17 protein-coding genes, 1 tRNA gene and 3 pseudogenes are annotated in these 21,266 nt (G+C 35.9%); 9 read left to right on the top strand and 12 right to left on the bottom strand.

The features are described from left to right. Positions 1-2: 2 nt before the first annotated feature. The 4 genes from AAGD99_RS03490 to AAGD99_RS03475 are packed head-to-tail and all read right to left on the bottom strand — an operon-like array spanning position 3 to position 2,016. Positions 3-152, bottom strand: coding sequence for a hypothetical protein (locus AAGD99_RS03490; RefSeq protein WP_309165904.1), 150 nt, complete (start codon positions 150-152; stop codon positions 3-5). Next, positions 130-612, bottom strand: coding sequence for a hypothetical protein (locus AAGD99_RS03485; RefSeq protein WP_341822602.1), 483 nt, complete (start codon positions 610-612; stop codon positions 130-132). The genes AAGD99_RS03490 and AAGD99_RS03485 overlap by 23 nt, the downstream gene beginning before the upstream one ends. Then, positions 605-1,846, bottom strand: coding sequence for a recombinase family protein (locus tag AAGD99_RS03480; RefSeq protein ID WP_341822336.1), 1,242 nt, complete (start codon positions 1,844-1,846; stop codon positions 605-607). The genes AAGD99_RS03485 and AAGD99_RS03480 overlap by 8 nt, the downstream gene beginning before the upstream one ends. Continuing rightward, positions 1,840-2,016, bottom strand: a complete 177-nt coding sequence (locus AAGD99_RS03475; protein WP_182319925.1) for a hypothetical protein — start codon at positions 2,014-2,016, stop codon at positions 1,840-1,842. Before AAGD99_RS03475 ends, AAGD99_RS03480 begins: the two co-directional genes overlap by 7 nt. A 1,001-nt stretch (positions 2,017-3,017) precedes the next feature. On the opposite strand from AAGD99_RS03475, the gene dnaE reads away from it, so the two are divergent. From dnaE to AAGD99_RS03445, 6 genes are all read left to right on the top strand, one after another. Further along, positions 3,018-6,458, top strand: a complete 3,441-nt coding sequence (gene dnaE / locus AAGD99_RS03470; RefSeq protein WP_341822601.1) for a DNA polymerase III subunit alpha — start codon at positions 3,018-3,020, stop codon at positions 6,456-6,458. 48 nt (positions 6,459-6,506) lie between these two features. Beyond that, positions 6,507-7,289 carry a 30S ribosomal protein S6 gene (gene rpsF / locus AAGD99_RS03465; protein ID WP_264731023.1) on the top strand — a complete coding sequence of 261 codons (783 nt, stop codon included), beginning with the start codon at positions 6,507-6,509 and terminating at the stop codon, positions 7,287-7,289. After that, positions 7,289-7,564, top strand: coding sequence for a 30S ribosomal protein S18 (gene rpsR, locus AAGD99_RS03460; protein WP_064125330.1), 276 nt, complete (start codon positions 7,289-7,291; stop codon positions 7,562-7,564). Before rpsF ends, rpsR begins: the two co-directional genes overlap by 1 nt. 7 nt (positions 7,565-7,571) lie before the next feature. Continuing rightward, entirely contained in the window at positions 7,572-8,120 is a 549-nt protein-coding gene (gene rplI / locus AAGD99_RS03455) for a 50S ribosomal protein L9 (RefSeq protein WP_341822600.1), read from the top strand. A gap of 102 nt (positions 8,121-8,222) precedes the next feature. Beyond that, a complete protein-coding gene (gene purB / locus AAGD99_RS03450) occupies positions 8,223-9,515 on the top strand; it encodes an adenylosuccinate lyase (RefSeq protein ID WP_341822599.1) in 1,293 nt (430 codons plus the stop codon). Continuing rightward, positions 9,515-9,587 (top strand) — tRNA-Met (locus tag AAGD99_RS03445). Before purB ends, AAGD99_RS03445 begins: the two co-directional genes overlap by 1 nt. Before the next feature lie 195 nt (positions 9,588-9,782). Here AAGD99_RS03445 and AAGD99_RS03440 read toward each other — a convergent pair. Then, positions 9,783-11,120 (bottom strand): iron-containing alcohol dehydrogenase, encoded by a 1,338-nt coding sequence (locus AAGD99_RS03440; protein ID WP_264735520.1) that lies wholly within the window; start codon positions 11,118-11,120, stop codon positions 9,783-9,785. 42 nt (positions 11,121-11,162) lie between these two features. On the opposite strand from AAGD99_RS03440, the gene dapE reads away from it, so the two are divergent. After that, entirely contained in the window at positions 11,163-12,386 is a 1,224-nt protein-coding gene (dapE, locus tag AAGD99_RS03435; protein WP_341822598.1) for a succinyl-diaminopimelate desuccinylase, read from the top strand. Here dapE and AAGD99_RS03430 read toward each other — a convergent pair. Further along, positions 12,377-13,391, bottom strand: a protein-coding gene (locus AAGD99_RS03430) for an IS630 family transposase (RefSeq protein WP_341822214.1) whose coding sequence is annotated in 2 segments (ribosomal slippage) — positions 12,377-12,925 and positions 12,927-13,391 — 1,014 coding nt in all. Because the reading frame shifts where the segments join, the coding sequence is not laid out codon by codon here. The two genes, dapE and AAGD99_RS03430, sit on opposite strands and share 10 nt — an antisense overlap. A 746-nt stretch (positions 13,392-14,137) precedes the next feature. Here AAGD99_RS03430 and AAGD99_RS03425 point away from each other — a divergent pair. Then, positions 14,138-14,665: a c-type cytochrome gene (locus AAGD99_RS03425; protein ID WP_253309627.1), complete on the top strand. Its 528-nt coding sequence runs from the start codon at positions 14,138-14,140 to the stop codon at positions 14,663-14,665. A gap of 1 nt (position 14,666) precedes the next feature. Further along, the gene (locus AAGD99_RS03420; RefSeq protein ID WP_264735522.1) at positions 14,667-15,416 is read left to right on the top strand and encodes an alpha/beta hydrolase; all 750 of its coding nucleotides are present in this window, start codon (positions 14,667-14,669) and stop codon (positions 15,414-15,416) included. A gap of 4 nt (positions 15,417-15,420) precedes the next feature. On the opposite strand, the pseudogene AAGD99_RS03415 reads toward AAGD99_RS03420, so the two are convergent. The 6 genes and pseudogenes from AAGD99_RS03415 to AAGD99_RS03390 all read right to left on the bottom strand — a co-directional run. Then, positions 15,421-15,765, bottom strand: a pseudogene (locus AAGD99_RS03415) (Rpn family recombination-promoting nuclease/putative transposase); the annotation flags it as partial. A 95-nt stretch (positions 15,766-15,860) separates the two neighbouring features. Further along, positions 15,861-17,648 carry a group II intron reverse transcriptase/maturase gene (gene ltrA / locus AAGD99_RS03410; protein WP_341822236.1) on the bottom strand — a complete coding sequence of 596 codons (1,788 nt, stop codon included), beginning with the start codon at positions 17,646-17,648 and terminating at the stop codon, positions 15,861-15,863. Between the two features lie 427 nt (positions 17,649-18,075). Further along, positions 18,076-18,501, bottom strand: a pseudogene (locus tag AAGD99_RS03405) (PD-(D/E)XK nuclease family transposase); the annotation flags it as partial. Continuing rightward, the gene (ltrA, locus tag AAGD99_RS03400; protein WP_264330863.1) at positions 18,498-20,045 is read right to left on the bottom strand and encodes a group II intron reverse transcriptase/maturase; all 1,548 of its coding nucleotides are present in this window, start codon (positions 20,043-20,045) and stop codon (positions 18,498-18,500) included. The gene ltrA (AAGD99_RS03400) and the pseudogene AAGD99_RS03405, both read right to left, overlap by 4 nt. 8 nt (positions 20,046-20,053) lie before the next feature. Beyond that, a complete protein-coding gene (locus tag AAGD99_RS03395) occupies positions 20,054-20,320 on the bottom strand; it encodes a hypothetical protein (RefSeq protein WP_338482311.1) in 267 nt (88 codons plus the stop codon). 358 nt (positions 20,321-20,678) lie between these two features. Further along, positions 20,679-20,924: pseudogene (locus AAGD99_RS03390) on the bottom strand (PD-(D/E)XK nuclease family transposase); the annotation flags it as partial. Positions 20,925-21,266 lie beyond the last annotated feature (342 nt).

Here is a 21,266-nt window from a genome sequence, read left to right as displayed (position 1 = left end):
CTCTACGTCATACCGTCACGGTATCTCTTATACCAAACTTCGTTATTGGGAAGACAAATAGAATATACGATAAATTCACTTAAACCTCCAGTTATAGGCGGAAAGCACTCTTTTTCATTTGTCTCATTATTATTGAGAATTGGTATTAGCATAGATCCCGCTAACAAGCAGCGGGATGACGAAGTTATTGTCATGCCACCGCGAACCGTCATACCTACCCCTACAACAACATTGCAAGCATTGATTTTTCTCCATATGAAAAGAGTCTGGAAGCTCTTTTACTCTAAACACGATGTTTACATCCTCAAAATTAATCTCAATTCGCTTAACTAACGTTCTAATAATATCACGTTTAGTTAGCCAGTCTGCATTATTAAGACTTGAGTTAATACTAGAGGAAAACCCCTCTAAATTTGTTACTACTAGAGTTAACTCTTGTGTGAGTTTTTTCTGATCAAATATCTTTTTCTTTTGTTCTTCAACCATTTTTAAGTTTTGTTTCATTGCTTTAATTCTTGGCTCAAATTCTTCTTGATCAATATATTCTTGAGTATAACTATCAATTAACCTTGCAATACCTCGTTTTAATTTATCTTCTTGTGTTTCAAGCAAAGCGCTTTTTTGATCTAGTGGTAAGTTCTGAAAGTCTACGTTTATACTCCTCTAATATTCTATTCGGATTTTTTAATAGATGTTTCACCTCTTCCCACACAGCCATGTCTAATGTATCTGTACGAATTAATTTGTTGTTACACATTTTATTACCGCCAAAACGGTATGAATCCGTGCCAACACAACGATAATATACCTGATTATTAGTTTTTTTCCCCTCCTTATTCCTTGCAGTGCTAGTACCATAATATGCATAATTGCAAAGCTTACATACTACTAAACCTTGCAATAAATGTCTTGCTCCTCTTTGTCTTGTTCTTGCTATTTTTCTATTCTCAGCTAATTGTTCTTGAACGATTTCAAATAAATCTTCGCTTACTATACTAGGTACTTTAATATAAATCCAATCCTCTTTTGGAACAGGATAAGTAGAATAATTATCTTTTGGATGCTCGCAGGAGTTTTTTTTCGGTCTTATATGTTTTAGTTTTACGCCAAACCTTGTTTTACCAAAAGCTGCTTGTCCTTTATAAGCAGAGTTTTTTAACATACTCAAAACTACAGCCCTATCCCAATACTCTTTTCCAGTTCTCGTCATAATGGACATAGCACTTAGCCTACGACATACTTCTCCTATACTGGCTCTTTCTCTTCCTACCAAAGAAAATACTTTACGAACAACTTCAGCTTCTTCTTCATAAATCTCAAATAAGGCCTGTCCTGTTTCTGTATTTTTGTTTATATAACGATAGCCATAAGGAGCAGCACTCATTACACTTATACAACCCTTATTTGCTGCATAAATCTTTCCTCGACGACTTCGTTCCATGATTTTTGCACGTTCGTATTCTGCTATCATACCTTGCATTTGTAATAGTAATTGAGATTCTGGATTATCGCTAATTTGATAATTTAAAAAAATGACTTCCACTCCTAATTTCTTAAACTCTTCAAGTAATATCATCTGATATGCATACTTACGAGATAAACGATCAGGAGAATGAATATAAACCTTATCAATGTTACCTTCTGCTATTTTATCACGTAATTTTTCCAAACCAGGACGGATTATGTTAGAACCACTATAACCATTATCAATAAATTTATATTCATTTAATAATTTATGTCCATCCATACTAATTTGATTCTCTATAGCAGCAATTTGGCTTGCTATTGTATCTTCTTGTGCTTGCCTACCTGAAGAAACTCTTGCATATAAACTAACTGTTACCATTTTACCGTCCTCAAATCTACTTTCTTATATTCAGAGTTTTCTTCCTTTTTGCTCGCTTTTATTGGTTTACTTAACACTAATTTTTCATATGCATCTAATAGATACAACTCTGCTAATCGATTTACTTCATAACTACAACTAATCCGAACTATTAATTTTTTGTTGCCCATGAGCTCTACCATATATTATTCATCGAGACATATGGTTATTTGATCATTAGCTCTATAAATAAATTCAACTCTCCGTTCTTTTTGTAGAAGCTTTCGAGAAATAGTCTTCTCAAGTTTCAGGTTTATTGCAATATTGTTGGCGGAGTCCCGCCGCGGTATCTCCTTAGCATAGATCCCGCTAACAAGCAGCGGGATGACGAATTACTTAACCATTATACCGCCGCGGTATCTCTAGATCCCGCTAACACCTTACTATTACCCACAAATATAAATGTTTGTTGCATAGCTCTTAATGGCATAACTTTTGCTTGAAATAACTGTTTATATGGTGCAATTTACAGCTTTTAGTTGCTAAAATTATAACTCTTAATTTAATAATTTTAATCCAATAAGCTTTCAGGTTAATAAAATTAAATTATTTGAGTAAATACAATACCATGTCTTTATTTGTGGGTAATAGTAAGCGCTAACACGTAGCGGGATGACGAGATGCCACCGCGAACCGTCATACCGCGATTCATTCGCGGTATCTCTTAGCCGCTAATACGTAGCGGGATGACGGTTGTCGGTAGGCCTAAATTACTTTAGCCATAAATATTTAAGAAATTTACCAAACGAAAAAAAAGGCAAAAGAAGCCCCGAGTAGCGAGTTTTGACTCTATATTACTGTAAGTGGCGCTGTAATAATGTGCTGACGCTTAGTTTAAGCGCGATTTGGCTGAATGTAGAAAAAATAAAAAAGACATGCAGCCGCTATAATTTTATCTAATCCGCCAATAAATACCCTGAGTTTTTTACTGAATTTTTGTTGTTGAACCTGCGCAGATCAAAAACAAGTTTTGAGTCATAAATACCCTTATTATCATAATAAGGGGGCTGGCGGAGTTTGTCAAGGAAGTTTTTGTATTTTAATTTTAGAATTTTATAAGCTTTTGTTTTCATGAAATTATGTTCTCATGGGTAAATTAATGTTATCCTTTTTTGTTGATCTAAAGTTTTTTATGTTCATACACTTACGTGTTCATAGTGTTTATTCGCTGCTTGAAAGCTCGGTTAAAATTGAGGAGCTGATAGGCCTTTGTTTGCGAAATAAAATGCCAGCGGTTGCAATTACTGATTCAGGCAACTTGTTTGGCTCGCTCGAATTTTCAGAATATGCAGCAAGTAGGGGAATACAGCTAATAATAGGATGCAATATTATAGTTAAACATTCAGAACAAAATTTACCTATATTATTGCTTGCAAAAAATGAGCAAGGGTACACTAATTTAGTCACTTTGGTGAGTGAGTCTTTTAAAAAGCGCAAGAATAACAGCGATATTCCTTACGTTGATTTTGATGAGCTATTGAATTTAAGTATGGGTCTGATCGCTTTAACCGGTGGATGTTTGGCTCAACTATTGTTGGGGCAAGATAAAGAAACGGTTGAAAAACTGCTTTCAGCATTCGATGGTCATTTATATGTTGAATTGCAGCGTCATGGGCTGAATAAAGAGCTAGAGCTTGAAGAAGCTTTAATAGATTTTGCTTATCAGCGCAATATACCACTGGTTGCAACGAACGATGTGTTTTTTCCAAATAGGTCTGACTATGAAGCTTATGACATATTAACGTGCATATCGGAGGGGAGTTATGCCCTGGAGAATAACAGAAAGAAGTTAACTACCGAGCATTACTTCAAATCTGTGGCAGAAATGGAGGAACTGTTCAGCGACATTCCCGAAGCAATTCATAACACTTTAGTGATAGCTAAGCGGTGCTCTTACATGCCAAGAAGCAGGCAGCCTATCTTGCCTAAATTTCCTTGTCGAGAAAATAAAACTGAGAATGAAGAACTGAGGGAGCAGGCAGTTGCAGGATTGAAGCTGCGTATTGCAAAATCCTCTTCTGTCACCAGAACACCCTCCACTGTCATCCCAGTACTTGATACTGGGATCCAGAGAGATTCCAGCGTCACGCGCTGGAATGACACCAAACCAGATGATGACACACAACATGATATCGATTTCGAGCAATACTACGACAGGTTAGATTATGAACTAAGTGTAATCACTTCAATGAACTATGCTGGTTACTTTCTAATAGTTTCTGACTTTATCCGCTGGAGCAAAGCAAATGGCATTCCAGTTGGTCCAGGAAGAGGCTCTGGTGCTGGATCAATTGTTGCTTGGAGCTTACAGATTACAGACCTTGATCCAATAAAGTTTGGCCTAATATTTGAAAGGTTTTTAAATCCCGATCGTGTATCAATGCCTGACTTTGATATCGATTTCTGCCAAGAGAAAAGGGACCTGGTTATTGATTATGTTCAGAAAAAGTACGGTTATGTTGCTCAAATAATCACTTTTGGAAAATTGCAAGCAAGGGCAGTATTGCGTGATGTTGGTAGAGTATTGCAAATGCCTTACTCTCAAGTGGATAAAATATCTAAAATGGTTCCATTTAATCCAGTAAATCCTGTAACTTTATCGCAAGCGATAGAGTTTGATCAAAACCTGCAGAAAGAACGGGATAGTGATGAGGTAATTGCAAAGCTTCTTGATATATCACTAAAGCTTGAAGGAATATATCGTCACGTTTCAACTCATGCTGCTGGAATTGTAATATGTGATCAAAAGTTGGAAAATTTTGTTCCTGTGTACTACGATCCAAATTCGGCTCTGCCAATCACTCAATACAGCATGAAATATGTGGAGAAAGCTGGGTTAATAAAATTTGATTTTCTTGGACTTGGTACGCTAACACTAATAGATCATGTATGTCGTTTAATTAATCGTGATGAAAAAAAGATCGATATTTCTTCAGTTCCTTTGAATGATCAAAAAACCTATGAGATGCTCTCTAGCGGTGATTCAATTGGAGTGTTCCAGCTTGAAAGTTCGGGAATGAGAGAAGCTTTAATCAAATTAAAGCCAGATTGCATTGAAGATATTATCGCTTTAATTTCCCTTTATCGTCCAGGACCTATGGATAACATTCCAACTTATGTTGCAAGAAAGCATGGACTTGAAAAGCCAGATTATATTCATCCGTTACTTGAAGGAGTGTTAAAAGAAACATTTGGGGTAATAATCTACCAGGAGCAGGTGATGGAAATAGCCCGTATTCTTTCCGGGTATAGCTTAGCGGAAGCAGATCTGCTGAGACGTGCCATGGGTAAGAAAATTAAGGAAGAGATGGATAAACAACGTGAACTTTTCATCCAAGGGGCAACAAAGAATGGCGTTGATTATGACAGGGCAAGTTATATCTTTGACCTTGTTGCAAAATTTGCTGGTTATGGATTTAATAAATCTCACGCAGCTGCATATGCGGTTATATCTTATCAAACGGCTTACCTTAAAGCTAATTATCCGTTAGAATTTTTTACAGCACTAATGAATCTGAATATTGATGATAGAGATAAATTGAACTTATTTTATCATGCAGCAAAGTTTAGTGGCGTTACCATTCTTCCACCTGATATAAACAAGTCTCAAGCTGAATTCTCAATAGAGGACGAACGCATACGTTATGGTATTGCTGCCTTAAGGAATGTTGGTTTTTCTATAGCGGAGGGAATAGTGAACGTACGTTCAAGCGCTTATAAGGACATATGGGAATTCATTCAAAATTCAGGTCATATAATAAATAAGAGAGCGCTAGAAAGCCTGATTAAATCCGGAGCATTCGATAGCGTGCATAAGAACAGAAAGCAGCTATATGAGTCAATGGACATGCTGATTTACTTTGCAAATAAAAACAAACAGGATAGAGAATCAAGTCAAGCTGCTTTGTTTGGTAGTCTTGATGTCCTCAAACCGAAATTTGAGAATGTGGAAAATTTTGATGAAGAGGAAAAATTAGAGCATGAGTTATTTTCACTAGGATTTTATTTAACTAATCATCCACTTGAAAAATTTAGAATTCTTCTGGAAAAGTTAAATATTGGGTTTATCGGAGAAAATAGAACAGCAAAAACTGCTGGGGTAATATTAAATGCACGTATGAGAACTTCAGAGCGTGGAAGGTTTGTTATACTCACACTTTCTGATCCCCATAACGTTTCTGAAATAGCATTTTATAATAATGAAATAATAGAAGAAAAAAGAGATTTATTTTCACCAGGAACATTTGTGATAATTGATCTTGAAGCTTCGGAAAATACGACAAGATTAGCAGGCAAGGATATATCTGAGTTTACAAAAAGAATCGCTTCTACAATAAAGGAATTAGTTCTCACCACTGAGTGCACGGATTCGCAAAAAGCCGCTATGGAATTAAATGCAATATTGAAAGATAAAGGCAGAACCAAAATAATGCTAAAACTTCTTCTCGAAAAACATAAAGTGAGCATCTTATTACCAGGTGCATACTCAATTGCTCCTCAAGTTATTTATGAAATATCTAATTTAAGCTGGATTAAAGGCGTAGAAATTAATACAAATAACTTGCTTATATAAAAAAGCTTTATATAATGAAATATTTAATCGGTATTAAAGGAAGATATAGTGAATCTTTATGAATTTACTTTTATAGCACAACAAGGATTATTACAGCAAGAAGTAGAGGAGATGGTCCAAGAGCTAGCTGTTTCATTGAAAAATATTAAAGCAGATGTTATTTTCCAGAAGATCAAGAGTCTTATGGAAAGGCAAAATAGTACGCTTACAAAACAAGAGTTAGAAACGCGTGCTGAAAACATTAAAGAAGGTCTAGTTGCTTACTCTGATTTCTTGGAAGATCTTACAAAAATTTTATGGGTTGAATTGGAAGAAGATCTTTCAAATTTGAAAGAAGTGAAGTCAAAAATCGATAAAGAGTTGAAAGATGACCTAAAAGATTTAGGAATAACGCAAGATTTTATAAAATTTCTAGGAGGCAGTGAGCAAATTACTAAAAGTGCGTTTATCCATAATGCAGTAAATGCTTTGAAGAGAAATATTTCAGAACATCTAATAAAGATTTTTCAAGATATTTTGAAAGATTTTAGAATAAACGGTCCAACTCAATCGAGCAAAGCATTGGAGATGCTTTTGGAAAACATTGAAGCATCGGGATTAATCAAGTATGAACATTGGGGTCTTTTGGATTTTGCATATCCAATAAATAAGATGAAGAGCGGTCATTATTGTATAATGTGCATAAGTTCTACTGCAAACATTCTGGATGAATTTGTGCGTAGAATGAAACTTAATGAGAACGTTATTCGCCACTTGTCTGTGCAGGTTGATAAATTTTTTGAAGGTAAATCTTATATGATGAATAAACAAATTGAGGAGCAAAACGCATAATGATGAAAAGACGAAATAGTTTTAATAATTCTTACGTATCTGTAAATAATAGGACTGGCTTTAGGCGTTCTAAAGTTTGCCCTCTTGCTACGTCTAAAGATGAAGACATAGATTATAAGAATACAGATTTATTATCCAAGTTTACCTCTGACTATGGTAGGATATTACCTAGAAGGTTAACAGGCGTATGTGCAAAAAAACAAAGGAAGTTACGCTTAGCGATCATAAGGGCACGTTTTTTGGCTCTTGTTCCTTACTGTACTAAAAAAGTTTAGGTAATTTATGTTGATAATTTTAAAGGAAAATATAAGGACTTTAGGTAAGCTTGGTGAAGTTGTCAAAGTTAAACCAGGTTATGCACGTAATTTTCTTTTTCCACAAAGAAAAGCGGTGAAAGCTACCAAGGAAAATTTAACAAAGCTAGAGGAGCAACGTTTATTACTGGAAGAAGAGAATATAAAAAGATTAAATGTAGCAAAAGAGCTTGCATTGTCACTACATGATAAGTTTGTGGTATTGATAAAGCAAGCTTCAGAGGATGGTAAAATTTTTGGTTCTGTAACAACACGTGAAATTGCGAAAGTTTTACTACAAGAAGGACATGCGATAGATCATCGTAGTTTATCTTTTGGTGGAATAAGCATCAAAAACTTGGGTGAATACCAAGTAAACGTAGAATTACATAGTGAAGTAGTAGTACCAATTACTATATACGTCGTGAAATCCGAAACAGATGCGCATGAATTAAGGCAAGTAAAGTTGCAAAATCAGAAGTCTGAGCAACAAGAAGGTGAAGCAGTGGAGCAAGAAGATACAAATAACAGTGAATAAAATATATCAACTATTCCTGTCATTCCAGTGCCTTTTTTTTCTGTCATCCCAGTGCGTGACACTGGGATCTAGCATGTTCAAAGATAAGACGGGGATCATTTAATGATCCCGCGCTATAGCCAAAAAGAAATGTCTTCCATTTGGGAGGAAAATAATAAATTTAATATATGGCTTAAAACAGAAAAATTAGCGTGTGAAGCTCAAGCAGAGTTAGGAGTGATTCCAAATAGTGTTGCTCAGAAGCTCTCTGGTGCTATTGAATTTGATATTGAACGTATCAACGAAATTGAATCCATTGTAAAACATGATGTTATAGCTTTTCTGACATATGTTGCTGAAAAAGCGGGAGTTGATGTTCGTTATCTCCACTATGGAATGACAAGTTCTGATGTTTTGGATACATGCCTTGCGGTGCAGTTGAAAGAGTCATGTGATATTTTACTCGGGAATCTAAAAAATTTACTTGCAGTATTGAAAAAAAAAGCTGAGGACTATAAAGATATTGTTTGTGTTGGGCGCAGTCATGGAATGCATGCAGAACCAACAACTCTTGGATTAAAATTTGCTAGATTTTATGCTGAATTTAAACGCAATTATCAGAGATTAATTAGCGCGCAAAAAGAGATCTCAATTTGTAAAATATCAGGTGCAGTAGGTAATTTTGCAAATGTTGATCCGTTTGTTGAAGAGTATGTAGCAAAAGAAATGGGACTCATACCTGAAACCATATCGTCTCAAGTCATTCCTCGTGATAGACATGCCATGTTCTTTTCGGTTTTGGGAGTGATTGCAAGCTCAATAGAAAATATTGCAATTGAAATTCGTCATTTGCAAAGAACTGAAATCGGCGAAATTTCTGAGCATTTTTCCATTGGGCAGAAGGGAAGCTCTGCTATGCCACACAAATGTAATCCTATTTTAAGTGAAAATCTGACGGGACTCTCACGTTTAATACGCAGTTATGTTTTTCCTGCGTTAGAAAATGTTGCATTGTGGCACGAACGTGATATATCACACTCGTCTGTGGAAAGATGCATTGCTCCTGATGCTTGTATAACAATGGATTTTGCTTTAGTGCGATTAACAGATTTGATAGATAAATTGGTAATCAATAAGGAAAACATTGAAAAGAACTTAAATTCTTCAAAAGGTTTAGTTTTCTCACAGCGTGTATTGCTTGAGTTAGTAAATAGTGGTTTGGCGAGGGAAGAGGCGTATAAAATTGTTCAGAGCAATGCAATGAAAGTGAAACAAAACAACAGTGATTTTCTGGCCGAACTGAAACAAGATAAACCTTTACTTAAGGTTATTAACTCGGAAAAACTTGAATCTTTGTTTGATTTGAAATATTATACAAAGCATGTAGGTCACATATATAGCAAGGTTTTCAATTAGGCTGAGTAGCTCAGTTGGTAGAGCAGGAGGATCATAATCTCTTGGTCGGGGGTTCAAGTCCCTCCTCAGCCACTCGAACTAAACTATGTTTAGCAAGATAGTGCTATTGGTGAAGTAGTGCGACCCAGTGTCAGCTACTTGGAATGGTTACGTTCAGTTGTATATCCACTTAGGTGTACAGTTTAGAGGAAAATGGATAAGAGATTGTGAAAAGGGTTTAGCTTTTGGCCTATGATCTCTTTAAATGACAGAATTTCACTACAAAACTTAACTTTCTTCTATGCAATTAGCTAAGTCAAGAAAGGTGAATCTATCTCTTGTTGCAAACGCAAGATCGACCACTTTACAATATTGTTCTTTATTCCAACTGAGGTGCTCTGGTAAGTGCGGAATTGATAGATCTTCAAATATTTTTTGCAGGTATTTTGCAGGTAGTAAATTTTGCTTAATTAAATTGGAAATATTAGTCCATTCTTTACAAATAATCTCTTGGATTTTTTGCTGCATAATTTGCTTCTGTTCAAAAGTTCTTACAAATTCGATATTATCAAAGCACTGAGTTATATGTTTTACATCTAAAGTGGTCGGGTTGATAATCGGGTTTTGTATTGATAATATCTTTTCCTGCAAATTAGCCATGGTAATCGTCGTAACAGCAATTTTTTCGCCATGTAGTGAGGAATGATCTCTTGTTACCATTTCCATTGCGTGAGCTATCATATGCTCTCCTTGGCTTGCAGAATAGCTGCCTTTTGATATTACCATTCCAAGTCCTGAAATTAGTAGAACTTCCATAAGTAATAGGACCACTTTTCTACTTCTTTTAGTAAGCGCCGTATACTCTCTTAGCAAAATTTGCTCCAAATCGCGAACAAGTGTAAAAGGTAATTCATTGTATTCTGTGCCAAGCAACAAATGAGATAGTAGCCAGTCAGCCTGAACTGTCGAACGGCAAATGAAATCTGCAAATCCGCTTAATGTGAGGCGCAGTGGTGCATTGGTAAGTATGTCTATATCTATATATATCGCTCTTGGAAGATGTGCTTTGAACGATTTTTTGTATCCATTTACTAATATTGAAGCATTTGCGGATGTATATCCATTCATGGAAGCGGCTGTTGGGAACGATATATAATCTTTTTTCTCGAGGTAGCTTGCATATTTGCAGATGTCGTTAACGGTGCCGCTACCAAATGCAACTATTAAGTCACTGTCTTTTGCTTTGTTTCTAACTAGATTTATGGTTTCAAGAGAGGCAAGTGAAAGATTAGTACCCATGGTTGGTGTCATTCCAGCGCGTGACGCTGATTTTTTTTCCTGGATCCCAGTCTCGGAGGACTGGGATGATAAAATGTAGGGAGCATCCGAAATGATATGAGGTTTTGCAAGAGGCCTAATGGTATTGCTCGGGATAATTAAGTGAGAAATTTTATTAAATACGTTTTTGTTTAAAAGTTTTGCTGTATTTTCATCTGCAACTAGAAAGATGTCATTTCCGTGTCGTGTGCATATTTTATAGATATCATCAGCAAGGTGGTAATCTGTTATTACTTCCCTTAGAAAAGTTTGTTCGGCTTGATGTAATATTTGTTTTAAATAGTGCATAGAGTGTTTACAATATAGCAATATAAGTATTTTAAGATTGACATGAAAATTGACCCTGTAGAGCTAACTAAGAAATTGATCTCTTTTGAGAGTATAACACCAAGGGACGGCGGGGCAATAGAGCATATAGCAACAATCTTCAAGAAAAGTGGCTTTGACTGTGAGATTTTAGAATTTGGTAATGATGGAACTAAAGTTAAAAATCTTTATGCGAAATATATAAATGGAGTACCAAATTTGTGCTTTGCTGGGCATGTTGATGTTGTACCACCGGGTCAGTTAAAAGATTGGGCATTTGGTCCATTTAATCCAGAAGTTAGAGATGGAATGCTATATGGAAGAGGAGCAGCTGATATGAAAAGCGGAATAGCTGCATTTATTGCTGCTATGGCAAATTTAATTGCAGAAAAGTTTCAATTTAATGGTTCGATAAGTGCATTGATTACCAGTGCTGAAGAAAGCACGGAAGAATATGGAACAAAGGCAGTTTTGGAATGGATGAAAAGTAAGCAAAAAAAGATAGATTTTTGTGTAGTTGCCGAACCAACCAGTAGTGAGAAATTAGGTGATACCATAAAAATAGGCAGAAGAGGTTCTGTAACATTTAAATTAATTTGCCATGGAAAACAAGGACACGTTGCCTACCCAGACCTAGCAGATAATCCAATATATAAGGTAATATCGATATTGAGTAAGGTAAAAAATACTACTTTTGATCATGGTAATAAATATTTTCAGCCTTCACATTGCGAAGTTACTACTATCGATGTTGGAAATAATACTAGCAATCTAATACCTAGTTCAGCAACTACACGTTTTAACATTCGATATAACGATACACAAACACCTGACGGCTTATATAAGCTGATTGATGAAATATGCTCCAGTGTAACTAACGATTATAAACTTTCTATGCATAGCAGCAGGGACGTTTTCCTCTCTACTCCTGATAGAAATACTGATATTATGCTTGATGCGATAAATAAAGTTACCAGTATTGATGCTGTGCTGAGCACAAGTGGTGGCACATCTGACGCTGCGTTTATCAAAGATGTTTGTCCAGTGATTGAATTTGGTATAATCAACAAAACCGCACATCAGATAAACGAATGCGTATTAGTAAATGATATACACAAATTAACAGCTATATATAAGGAATTTATAGAAAATTATTTCAATCCCACTAATAAAATATTGAGTCAGGTCAACGTAGTTAGTAATATATCTAGTGGTCCATTGTTAGCTTATACCAAATCTCATAAATAAGTAGGCAAATAACTCACAGAACAAATGGTTTTGATCGAACTTTCCGTAATATTACGAATGAATGCACATACAGTATCCTCCAATAAACTAACAGAGTCATATATTCTATTTTTAATGAGATTGTCTTTCAAATATTGCCATAAACGCTCTACTGGATTTAACTCTGGTGAATATGGAGGTAAATAGATTAAGGTAATATTTTGTGGTATTTTTAAACCTTTGGATCTATGCCATCCTGCACAATCCACAACAAGAAATGCCTCCCTTGTTCCTAAATATTGTGACATCTGCTCAAGGAATATATTCATACAATCAGTATTGACGTTTGGTACGAATAAGCTAGAACTCTCTCCATTTCTAGGATTAACTGCACTATAGAGATAAAAGTTTTGCCTACCTAATTTTACCTTAACCTGTGTCCTAATGCCTTTTTTAAACCACCCGTGTCCAATCTTTGAATGTGTGCCAAACCGCGACTCATCGAAGAAAAATAGCTCTTTTTCGGGATACGTGACAATAGTTTCATTAAGATTTTTTTTTAAACTCTTCTTGTTTATTTTTATCCTGTTTATTGTGCACAGGCCTTGGAGTAATATACGAAAAACCTAACTTTTGCATCAGTCTATGTGCTGTAGACTTACTTACCTCAATAGAAAACATTTTCTCAATTATGATTTTTAATTTCTTAGCCGTTAGGTTGGCTCCTTCTTCTGCTATGACATTTTTAATTTCTTCTTGCTGCTTGTAGCTCAACTTCGGCTTTACTCCACGTCCTGGTTGTATTTTAAACGCATTGACTCCTCCTTCCTTAAATCTTGTAATCCACTTCATCAATGTAGTTCTAGTAATTCGGTATATTTGAGCAACTTTTGTTATTCCATATTCTTTTGCAGATATTATTGCCTGTAATCTTCTTCCTATCTCTCCTCTTATGCCGTGCTTCTTTAATTCCAGGTTACACTTATTATATAATTCTTCTCCTATTGCTTTACTTTTTCCTGCCATAACTCCCCACTAATTCTTAAATTATTCTATTTTAGAAATTTTTCTTTATTCGTCTATTTATTTTTAGGAATTGGTATTAGATGTAATCAGATCTCTTGCATAACTGTTGTTTGAGTAACAACTGGTATCATCCCAGCGTGTGACGTTAGAATCCAAAAACCATGAGAGCTACAAAAACCACTTGACAAACTCCGCCAGTCCCCTTATCATGACAGTGAAGCTATTGTATTTGCTTTCGCCAATCTGCAGATTAAAAGGTAAGGATTACTTAATGTATCGGCGTCTTATGTTCAATTTTTTGCAGTATATAGATACTGTATGTCTTTACAAAACTTCATCTACATCTAGATTTTTATCTAAATAAGCTGAACGCGCTTACAAAGCGTTACAAGACATCAAAAAATGCCAATACTCGACAAAGATAGTAAAAGATTAGCTAACTCGGGTATTCTTTGTCTTTTTTTCTGCTTGGTAAATTTCTTAAACATTTATGACTAAAGGTTAGTTGCATTAAAAAGCAGCTAAATCGCGGTTATTAAGCGTTTAGAATAAAAAAACGCCATACTTGAAAGTATAATGTAAGTAATTAGCCAACCACGGGGCTTCTTTTGCCTTTTTTTCCATTTGGTAAATTTCTTAATATTTGTAGCTAGAGACTCTCATCTTTAGCGAGCTTCAAGGTAATTGGTTGCTATTTGCGAAAATATTTGCATAATTTAAGCAACATTAATTGATAAAAATTAACTATGGAGCTTAATAAGATTGCAGCATCGATTTTACTTTCTGGGCTAATCATTATGATAGTCAGCAACGTAGTTGATATGCTGTATAGTCCAGAGGAATATAAGATTGAACACCAAACGATAGTAGCTGCTGGTAACAATGAGTTCCAGCAAAAAATCGAGCAAGTGGCGCTCGATATTGGAGCGCTCATGCAGAATGCTAGCTTTGAAAAAGGCAAGTCAGCAGCGAAGAAATGTATAGCCTGCCATAGTTTTGAGAAAGGTGGAATGAATAAAGTAGGACCAAACTTATGGAACGTAGTTGGAAACAAAAAGGCTCATCTTGGTAACTCATTCAATTACTCAAAAGCAGTGCTTGAAAGAGGTGGAAAATGGGGGTATGAGGAGCTATTTGCTTTCTTAAAGAACCCAAAAGCCTATATAAAAGGTACGCGTATGGCATTTGCAGGTATTTCCAATCCACAAGAAATTGCAGATCTAGTTAGTTATTTGCGTCAATTGAGTGATAACCCGGTTGCTTTGCCAAAGTAGTATGGATTATTGTAATGATGGAAATAATGGTCACATAGCATATCGAAAGCTACAAGGAAAGAAAGCTTCTGTAGTTTTTTTCGGTGGATTTGCATCTAATATGGATGGAACTAAAGCAACTGCTATTTACAAATTTTGCCAAGAAAACGATATAGCACTTGTGCTATTTGATTATTTTGGTCACGGTCATTCAAGTGGTGATTTTATTGATTACACGATAAGTGATTGGCAAGAAAATTGTGCTAAAGTGATAAGTGAATTAACTAGCGATAAACAAATAATTATAGGTTCAAGTATGGGAGGATGGCTGATGCTGCTCATTGCCCTTCAATTTCCAGAAAAAATTGCAGCATTAATCGGCATATCGTCTGCTCCTGATTTTACTGAAGATTTGATATTCAAGCAATTGTCAGGCAAGCAAAAAGAAGAACTAGGTTCTAAAGGTGTAATAGATTTTACTTCAGAGCATTGTACATACAAAATAACTAAAAATTTGATCGAAGATGGCAGAAAGAACCTTCTTTTAAACAGAGAAGCAATAGATATAAACTGTCCTGTGCGCTTATTGCATAGCATTAATGATAAAGATGTTCCTTATCAAACTTCATTGAATTTAGCTGAAAAAATTAAGTCAACCGATGTTGAAGTATACTTGATGAAATCAGCAGAGCACAACATGTCTGACAATCACTCACTGAAAGTTTTATTTAAGACCATTAGAGAATTTTTGCCAGCAAAAACATATAGGTAACCGTTCACAGATTTCCACTTAATTCTTCAATCTCACTAATAGAAAGGCCTGTAAACTTGACAATAGTGTTGACATCAACATTATTAGCCAGCATTGCTTTTGCGACTTCAATTTTCCCTTCAATTTTCCCTTTCTCTATACCTTTTTGTATACCTTTCTCTTCAGCAAGATCAAGTCTGTATTCAAGAATGGCTTCTTCTTTCCGTAGATCCATTATTCTTTCTTCGTAAGCTACTAAATCTTTTTCGTTCCAACGAAACTTGTCTAATTCATCATATGCTAGCTTTATTATTGGCGCTTTTTCTGCTATCTCTTTTAAGTCCTCTTCTGTTGTTTCTTCTGCGTATTGTTGTCTAAGTGAAGAAGGTCGCCCCTCTTCACTCGACTTCAAAACCGTACGTGAGACTTTGCGCCTCATACGGCTTCTCTCTAATTTGGTGCTTGTCATGCACACCTCCTGTGTAATTCATCGTGACAATGCCCATGTAACAAAGATAAATTTTTGATCATATTGTTTCGTCTATTCCGGTCTTTATGATGTATTTCTATTATATCATCACTTTCAAACCATAGTCTACAATTACCGCATTTACTTTGTTGTAACTTCAATAGTTTTATTACTCTTGATGGCTTATCTGGTATTTCTCTAAGACGATTACCCCAATAAACCCAATCACCATCATATGGAGATCTGGTTTTTTGCACTTTGATATGTCGTTTAATAACATGATCGCTGTGTATAATAAGATGTATCTTGTTACTTGTCATAAAACGCCAGTTATCGTTATTATACTTTTTAAAGTATTTTCTTTTTATCCAGCATTTCCCTTTGTTTGGGTGCCTAAAGACTGCCCACTTCCAGAGCTTTCTATGTATAGTATTATCCAATGAGCTAAAGATTTTACATGAAACTACTGAAGAGTAATATTGACTCCACCCTCTAATGATTGGATTGAGATTCCTTATTACTACTTCCTGTGGCGCCCCACGCATTTCTCTAAGTTTATGTTTAATAGCAAATATATGCTGCTTTATAGAATTACGACTTGGTTTTATTAATAATTTGTAACCTTTCTTACTTTCTTTTGTTGGATATTGTCTTATTGAAAATCCAAGAAAATCAAATCCTGGTTTTATTCCATTAATGATTTTTAATGTATGAGAAACTTTTGTCTTAGAAGGCTTTAATTCTAATCCAATGGTTTTTAACCATTCTTCAACTAGAACTTTTGCCCTAAGAATAATTTCTTCACTTTCATGTATGACGACAAAATCATCACAGTAGAAAATTACACTAATAGACTTTTGCGCATTTTTATGCGATATCCTACCATATTTTCTTTTCATGCATTGAAAGAGTTCGTTTGTTAATGCTTTTTTGATATGTTGCTCTAATCCGTGTAATGCAACACAAGCTAGCAACGGTGAGATCGTCCCTCCTTGAATTGTACCACGTTTTGTGGATTGAAACTTTCCATCTTCCATAACGCCTGCCCTTAACCATCCTCTTATGATTTTCTTTAACGTTGGTGTGGTATTGAGCTTTTCAAGCAGTTTATTATGGTTAATATTGTCAAAACATCCAGAAATATCAGCATCTAATACATATGCTGTTTTCTGTTTTAGCACATCAAATATGGCTTCAATTGCATCATGACATGATCTACCAGGTCTAAAACCATAAGTGTTTGGCTCAAGTTTTGCCTCCCATTCTGGTTCTAAAGCCATTTTTACAAGTGTTTGTTTTGCTCGACACGATATAGTAGGTATACCAAGCGGGCGATGCTCCGATGGCTTACCAGGTTTTGGGATCCAGACGCGTCTTGATGGCTTTGCTTTTTCTTTTATATCTAAAGAATATGATAGTTGTAATCTTTCTTTTTGATTAAGATTAGCCTTTCCATCAATACCTGCAGTCTTCTTCCCCCTATTGTCCTGTGTTACTTTCCTAACAGCGAGTGTTTTTGCACTTGTTGATTTGAGTAATAATCTCTGAAGATTATGCATCTTTCTGATATCATTACATTTAGAAGCTTGGTAAATTCGTTTTTGTAGCTTAAATGAAGATTTCTTCAGCTTTCGCCAAGGAATTCCATTCCATTCATACCTAGCTTTTTGCTGGTCCATAACATATTCACTACTATTCACCACTTTACCTTCCAAATTAAAGTGTTTACGTCTGCGTATCCCAGATATTACTTTGGGCATTAGCTTCTTAAACAATCCTTCCACATAGCAGCTTGTGGTTGGCTACCTACTTATATTTTTATGAATATAAGAGCTTTTATGTGGTTACTCCGTTCCATGGCTTCGTTTCACGTTAAACTTAGATTCCTACTATTTGCCGGAAGCTGGGAACATCAATAACTAAAGTCTTCAATCTTTAGTTCCCCTTTTGCTTCGTACCATTTTGGTCTATGCGTAGTTCAACCTCTTTTCGCATACTATGCTTTGACGACAATTCAAACATAGGTTCCTCTCGTAATCATATCTAACTCTGTTTGCAGGGATTCACCATGAGGTTTAGTGTTACCTGCTTTTATCTCATGCTTGCATCCCAAAGGTTGCCACCCTTTAAAATGTGAGATATACATTATCCCCGATGTCTAGGGAAAGTGGAATTTAACCACCACAAAACCACGACTTTCAGGGTCGCACTAAAAAAGAAACACCACCTTTCTACTATACTTTCTAACTGCTCTACTTTACTTTTTGAAAATTTGGGCAATTCTATAAAGATAAATTGAAAATCTTTTAAGTAATGGCCGTTAGTTTTTATATCACGTATATTGTGAGTAGAAATATAATCAACTTCTTCGGGAAGTAAGTTACAATTTGATATAGCAATAAAGAAGACTTTCTTTAAATCAATGTAGTTGCCAGATTTATCTAATTGTCTTGAGTAGGCTTTAGCGGCATATAATTGAGCGCGTTTTTCGAAGCCCTTGTCTCTAGCGAGCTGGTCAGGTAAGGAAGCAGTATTACTACTACCCCCTCCCTTAGAAACGCAGCATGCAGGTTTCCCCACACTACGCTTGAGCCCCTTATCTAAGTTCTTCTTTTCTAGAACCGGCTTGTCCTTCATGATTCCTCAGGAAACATCATTCTTAATGGTGACACCAACAGTAGAGAACCTTCTCTTGAGAAAGAGCTTGCTAACATTCTTGTTCGTTTCACTCTCTCATCAAAATACTTTTTCCATTTTAAGTCAAGGGGATTTGCATCCGCTCTGATTTTAACATGTCGTCTGATAGGTATATCAATCAGCTTAAGCAGTCTTAAATACCGTATCTCTTTTGGTTTGTTCTTGCATAGGGGTGCAGCAAAAACCCATTGGCGTTGACCCATTACTTTGAAGTAACGATTCTTTATCCAACGTAATCCTTTACGAGGATGTCTTTTCTTTGCCCATTTCCATAAACTATGCCAAATTTCATTGTCGATCTTTCTAAACGCTTTTTTAGCACACACATGGTGATAGTAATTTCCCCATCCTCTCAGTAGAGAGTTGAGTGACTTAATTACTATAGCCTGAGTGTTCGCTATATTTGCTTTTATCAATGTACGTGCTTTATTAAGAAGTCTTTTAATACTTTCTTTCGAAGGTTTAATAATTAACTTCTTATTATATCTACGTACATTACAACCAAGAAAGTCAAACCCTGTTGTGATAGATGTAATCTTTGTCTTCTCTTCTGACAGAATTAAACCTCGCTCATGAAGAAAAGATGATACTAAAGGCTTAACTTCCTTTTCCAGTACTTCATGTGTGAAACCTGAAATAATAAAGTCGTCTGCGTATCTGATTACATTCACTCCACTTCTGATTTTGTTTCTTTTTCTACTGCCGAGTTTACCAAATCGACTTTCCAATAACTTTTCAAGTCCGTTTAAGGCTAAATTGGCTAGTATTGGAGAAATTATACCACCTTGCGGGGTACCTGCAGTTGTGGGATACAGAGTTTTTGATTCTAGGAAGCCAGCTTTTAACCAACTATGCAGAATTTTTTTCTCCATAGGAATATGCTTCATAAGCCATTCATGATTAATGTTGTCAAAGCATCCTTTGATATCACCTTCAAGTATCCATTGTAGTTGATTACGACTTGCCAGTAACAAATGACAAGCTACTGTAGCATCTGCACAGGATCTTTTAGGTCTAAAGCCATAGGAGTGACGATCACTGATCGTTTCAGCTATCGGTTCCAGAGCAAACAGATATAATGCTTGCATGGCTCTATCTTTTATCGTGGGTATTCCAAGAGGTCTTCTTTTGCCATTAGATTTACTGATATAAATCCGTTTTAGCGGAGAAGGTTTATATCCTCTTTGCTTTAACTGCTTTATTCCTTGAAATTTAGCATTGCAAGTTGACCATAGTTGACGATCTACACCCGCTGTGTTTTTTCCTTGGTTTTCAGTTACTCTCTTAACAGCCAAAGCTTTTCCGCTAAAAGAGCGTGTGAGAAGATGTTGTAAAGTTTTTACCTTACCCCATCTTCCTTCTTGGACAGCCTTAACAATACGTCTTTGTAGCCTCACAATAACTTTCTGGCATTTCTTCCATGGCAACTGCTTCCATGCTTCAAAGCTTTTGGTAGATGCACTTACAGGTTTACTTGTAATCATCTGCTTTCCTACCTTAAGTGGTTAACAAAGTTTCTTGTCACGAGGGACCAAACGGAAGTCTGCTCGTTTTCACGCGAATTAATGTTACAAATTCTATCCATTTCGTTACAAAATGGCATTCGCTTTCTCCATTCTCCTTTACCTGCACTTCCATCAGCATTCCTTGCGGTTTGCTTGCCATGTAGGCGAAAATACAGGCTTACCCTGTTTCTCCAGTCATACAACAGTGGGTTAGGTGGCTTCTCTATACCGGTGGAGTTATTATTTGCGTACATCTAGAAATGAAAAATGTAACTTATCCACATTACCTTTTGGTCAGAGCTTATCAGCATCTTTAGCTCTTTCATCGTATCGGTACTTATAAAGCTTCACTTACGTTCACCATACCACTAGCCTAGCCCTCCAACCACATGATGCTTGCAGTTTATGCCCCTCTCACGATTGAGCATCTTCTTTTTCAAGAGGAGGTTCATTGTCCGCATCGCTTGGCACCAACCGGTTGCCCGATTCGCACTGATGCGTAGACTCAGACGGCAAAACATCTGGTTTAATAAGTTTTAGAATCCTTTCAGTTTCTTTCTGAATGAATTCCTCTCCTTTTAAACAATATGACCGAAGACTTTCAGGTCGCACCATTTCTGCTATATATCTATTTCCGTGAGAATCCTTGCAGAGAACATCAACAATACTTTGTTTATCAGAGGCAACTTCGGGATCCATAATAGTGCTAAGAAACTCAACTTCTTGTATTGCATTTATCTCAGTAAACCCTAAAATATCGTTCAAAAAGTGGATCAGGATATTCTTATTTTTTTCCGTTCCAAAGATTTTTTTGAAACACAAATCATTGCGAGGATCGAGAAATTTTGAAAGAGCCATGGCAAAAATGCTTGAAAATATTAATAATTATACACTATTATTAACAATTATTCAACCATATTTTTGAAGATAGCTATAGCTATGCTGCCGCGGTATCTCTTAGCATAGATCCCGCTAACAAGTAGCGGGATGACGAGGTTATCGTCATGCCGCCGCGAACCGTCATACCGCCGCGGCGCTAACTAGTAGCGGAATGACGGTTTTTCAAATTGTCGGTAAATCTAAGTCAGTTTAGCTATAGGCAGCAATTTTCTGTATTTATTTTAAATTGAAGAAAGCTCAAATGAAAGATCGTGTTTTGCTAAAAATCACAGAATGCAGTCTGGTTACACATATAGTTGA

Origin of the sequence: Wolbachia endosymbiont (group A) of Clivina fossor (assembly GCF_964026865.1) — a bacterium.
Classification (GTDB): Bacteria; Pseudomonadota; Alphaproteobacteria; order Rickettsiales; family Anaplasmataceae; genus Wolbachia.
This window is presented reverse-complemented; position numbering and strand designations above follow the sequence as displayed.

Excerpts from the sequence above, each read along its gene's own strand:
- rpsR (WP_064125330.1), top strand. The coding sequence starts at position 7,289 with ATGATGAAAAGACGAAATAGTTTTAATAATTCTTACGTATCTGTAAAT.
- dapE (WP_341822598.1), top strand. The coding sequence starts at position 11,163 with ATGAAAATTGACCCTGTAGAGCTAACTAAGAAATTGATCTCTTTTGAG.
- dnaE (WP_341822601.1), top strand. The coding sequence starts at position 3,018 with ATGTTCATACACTTACGTGTTCATAGTGTTTATTCGCTGCTTGAAAGC.
- AAGD99_RS03425 (WP_253309627.1), top strand. The coding sequence starts at position 14,138 with ATGGAGCTTAATAAGATTGCAGCATCGATTTTACTTTCTGGGCTAATC.
- AAGD99_RS03440 (WP_264735520.1), bottom strand. The coding sequence starts at position 11,120 with ATGCACTATTTAAAACAAATATTACATCAAGCCGAACAAACTTTTCTA.
- rplI (WP_341822600.1), top strand. The coding sequence starts at position 7,572 with ATGTTGATAATTTTAAAGGAAAATATAAGGACTTTAGGTAAGCTTGGT.
- AAGD99_RS03475 (WP_182319925.1), bottom strand. The coding sequence starts at position 2,016 with ATGGGCAACAAAAAATTAATAGTTCGGATTAGTTGTAGTTATGAAGTA.
- AAGD99_RS03490 (WP_309165904.1), bottom strand. The coding sequence starts at position 152 with ATGCTAATACCAATTCTCAATAATAATGAGACAAATGAAAAAGAGTGC.
- ltrA (WP_264330863.1), bottom strand. The coding sequence starts at position 20,045 with ATGATTACAAGTAAACCTGTAAGTGCATCTACCAAAAGCTTTGAAGCA.
- AAGD99_RS03420 (WP_264735522.1), top strand. The coding sequence starts at position 14,667 with ATGGATTATTGTAATGATGGAAATAATGGTCACATAGCATATCGAAAG.
- AAGD99_RS03480 (WP_341822336.1), bottom strand. The coding sequence starts at position 1,846 with ATGGTAACAGTTAGTTTATATGCAAGAGTTTCTTCAGGTAGGCAAGCA.
- AAGD99_RS03395 (WP_338482311.1), bottom strand. The coding sequence starts at position 20,320 with ATGTACGCAAATAATAACTCCACCGGTATAGAGAAGCCACCTAACCCA.
- purB (WP_341822599.1), top strand. The coding sequence starts at position 8,223 with ATGATCCCGCGCTATAGCCAAAAAGAAATGTCTTCCATTTGGGAGGAA.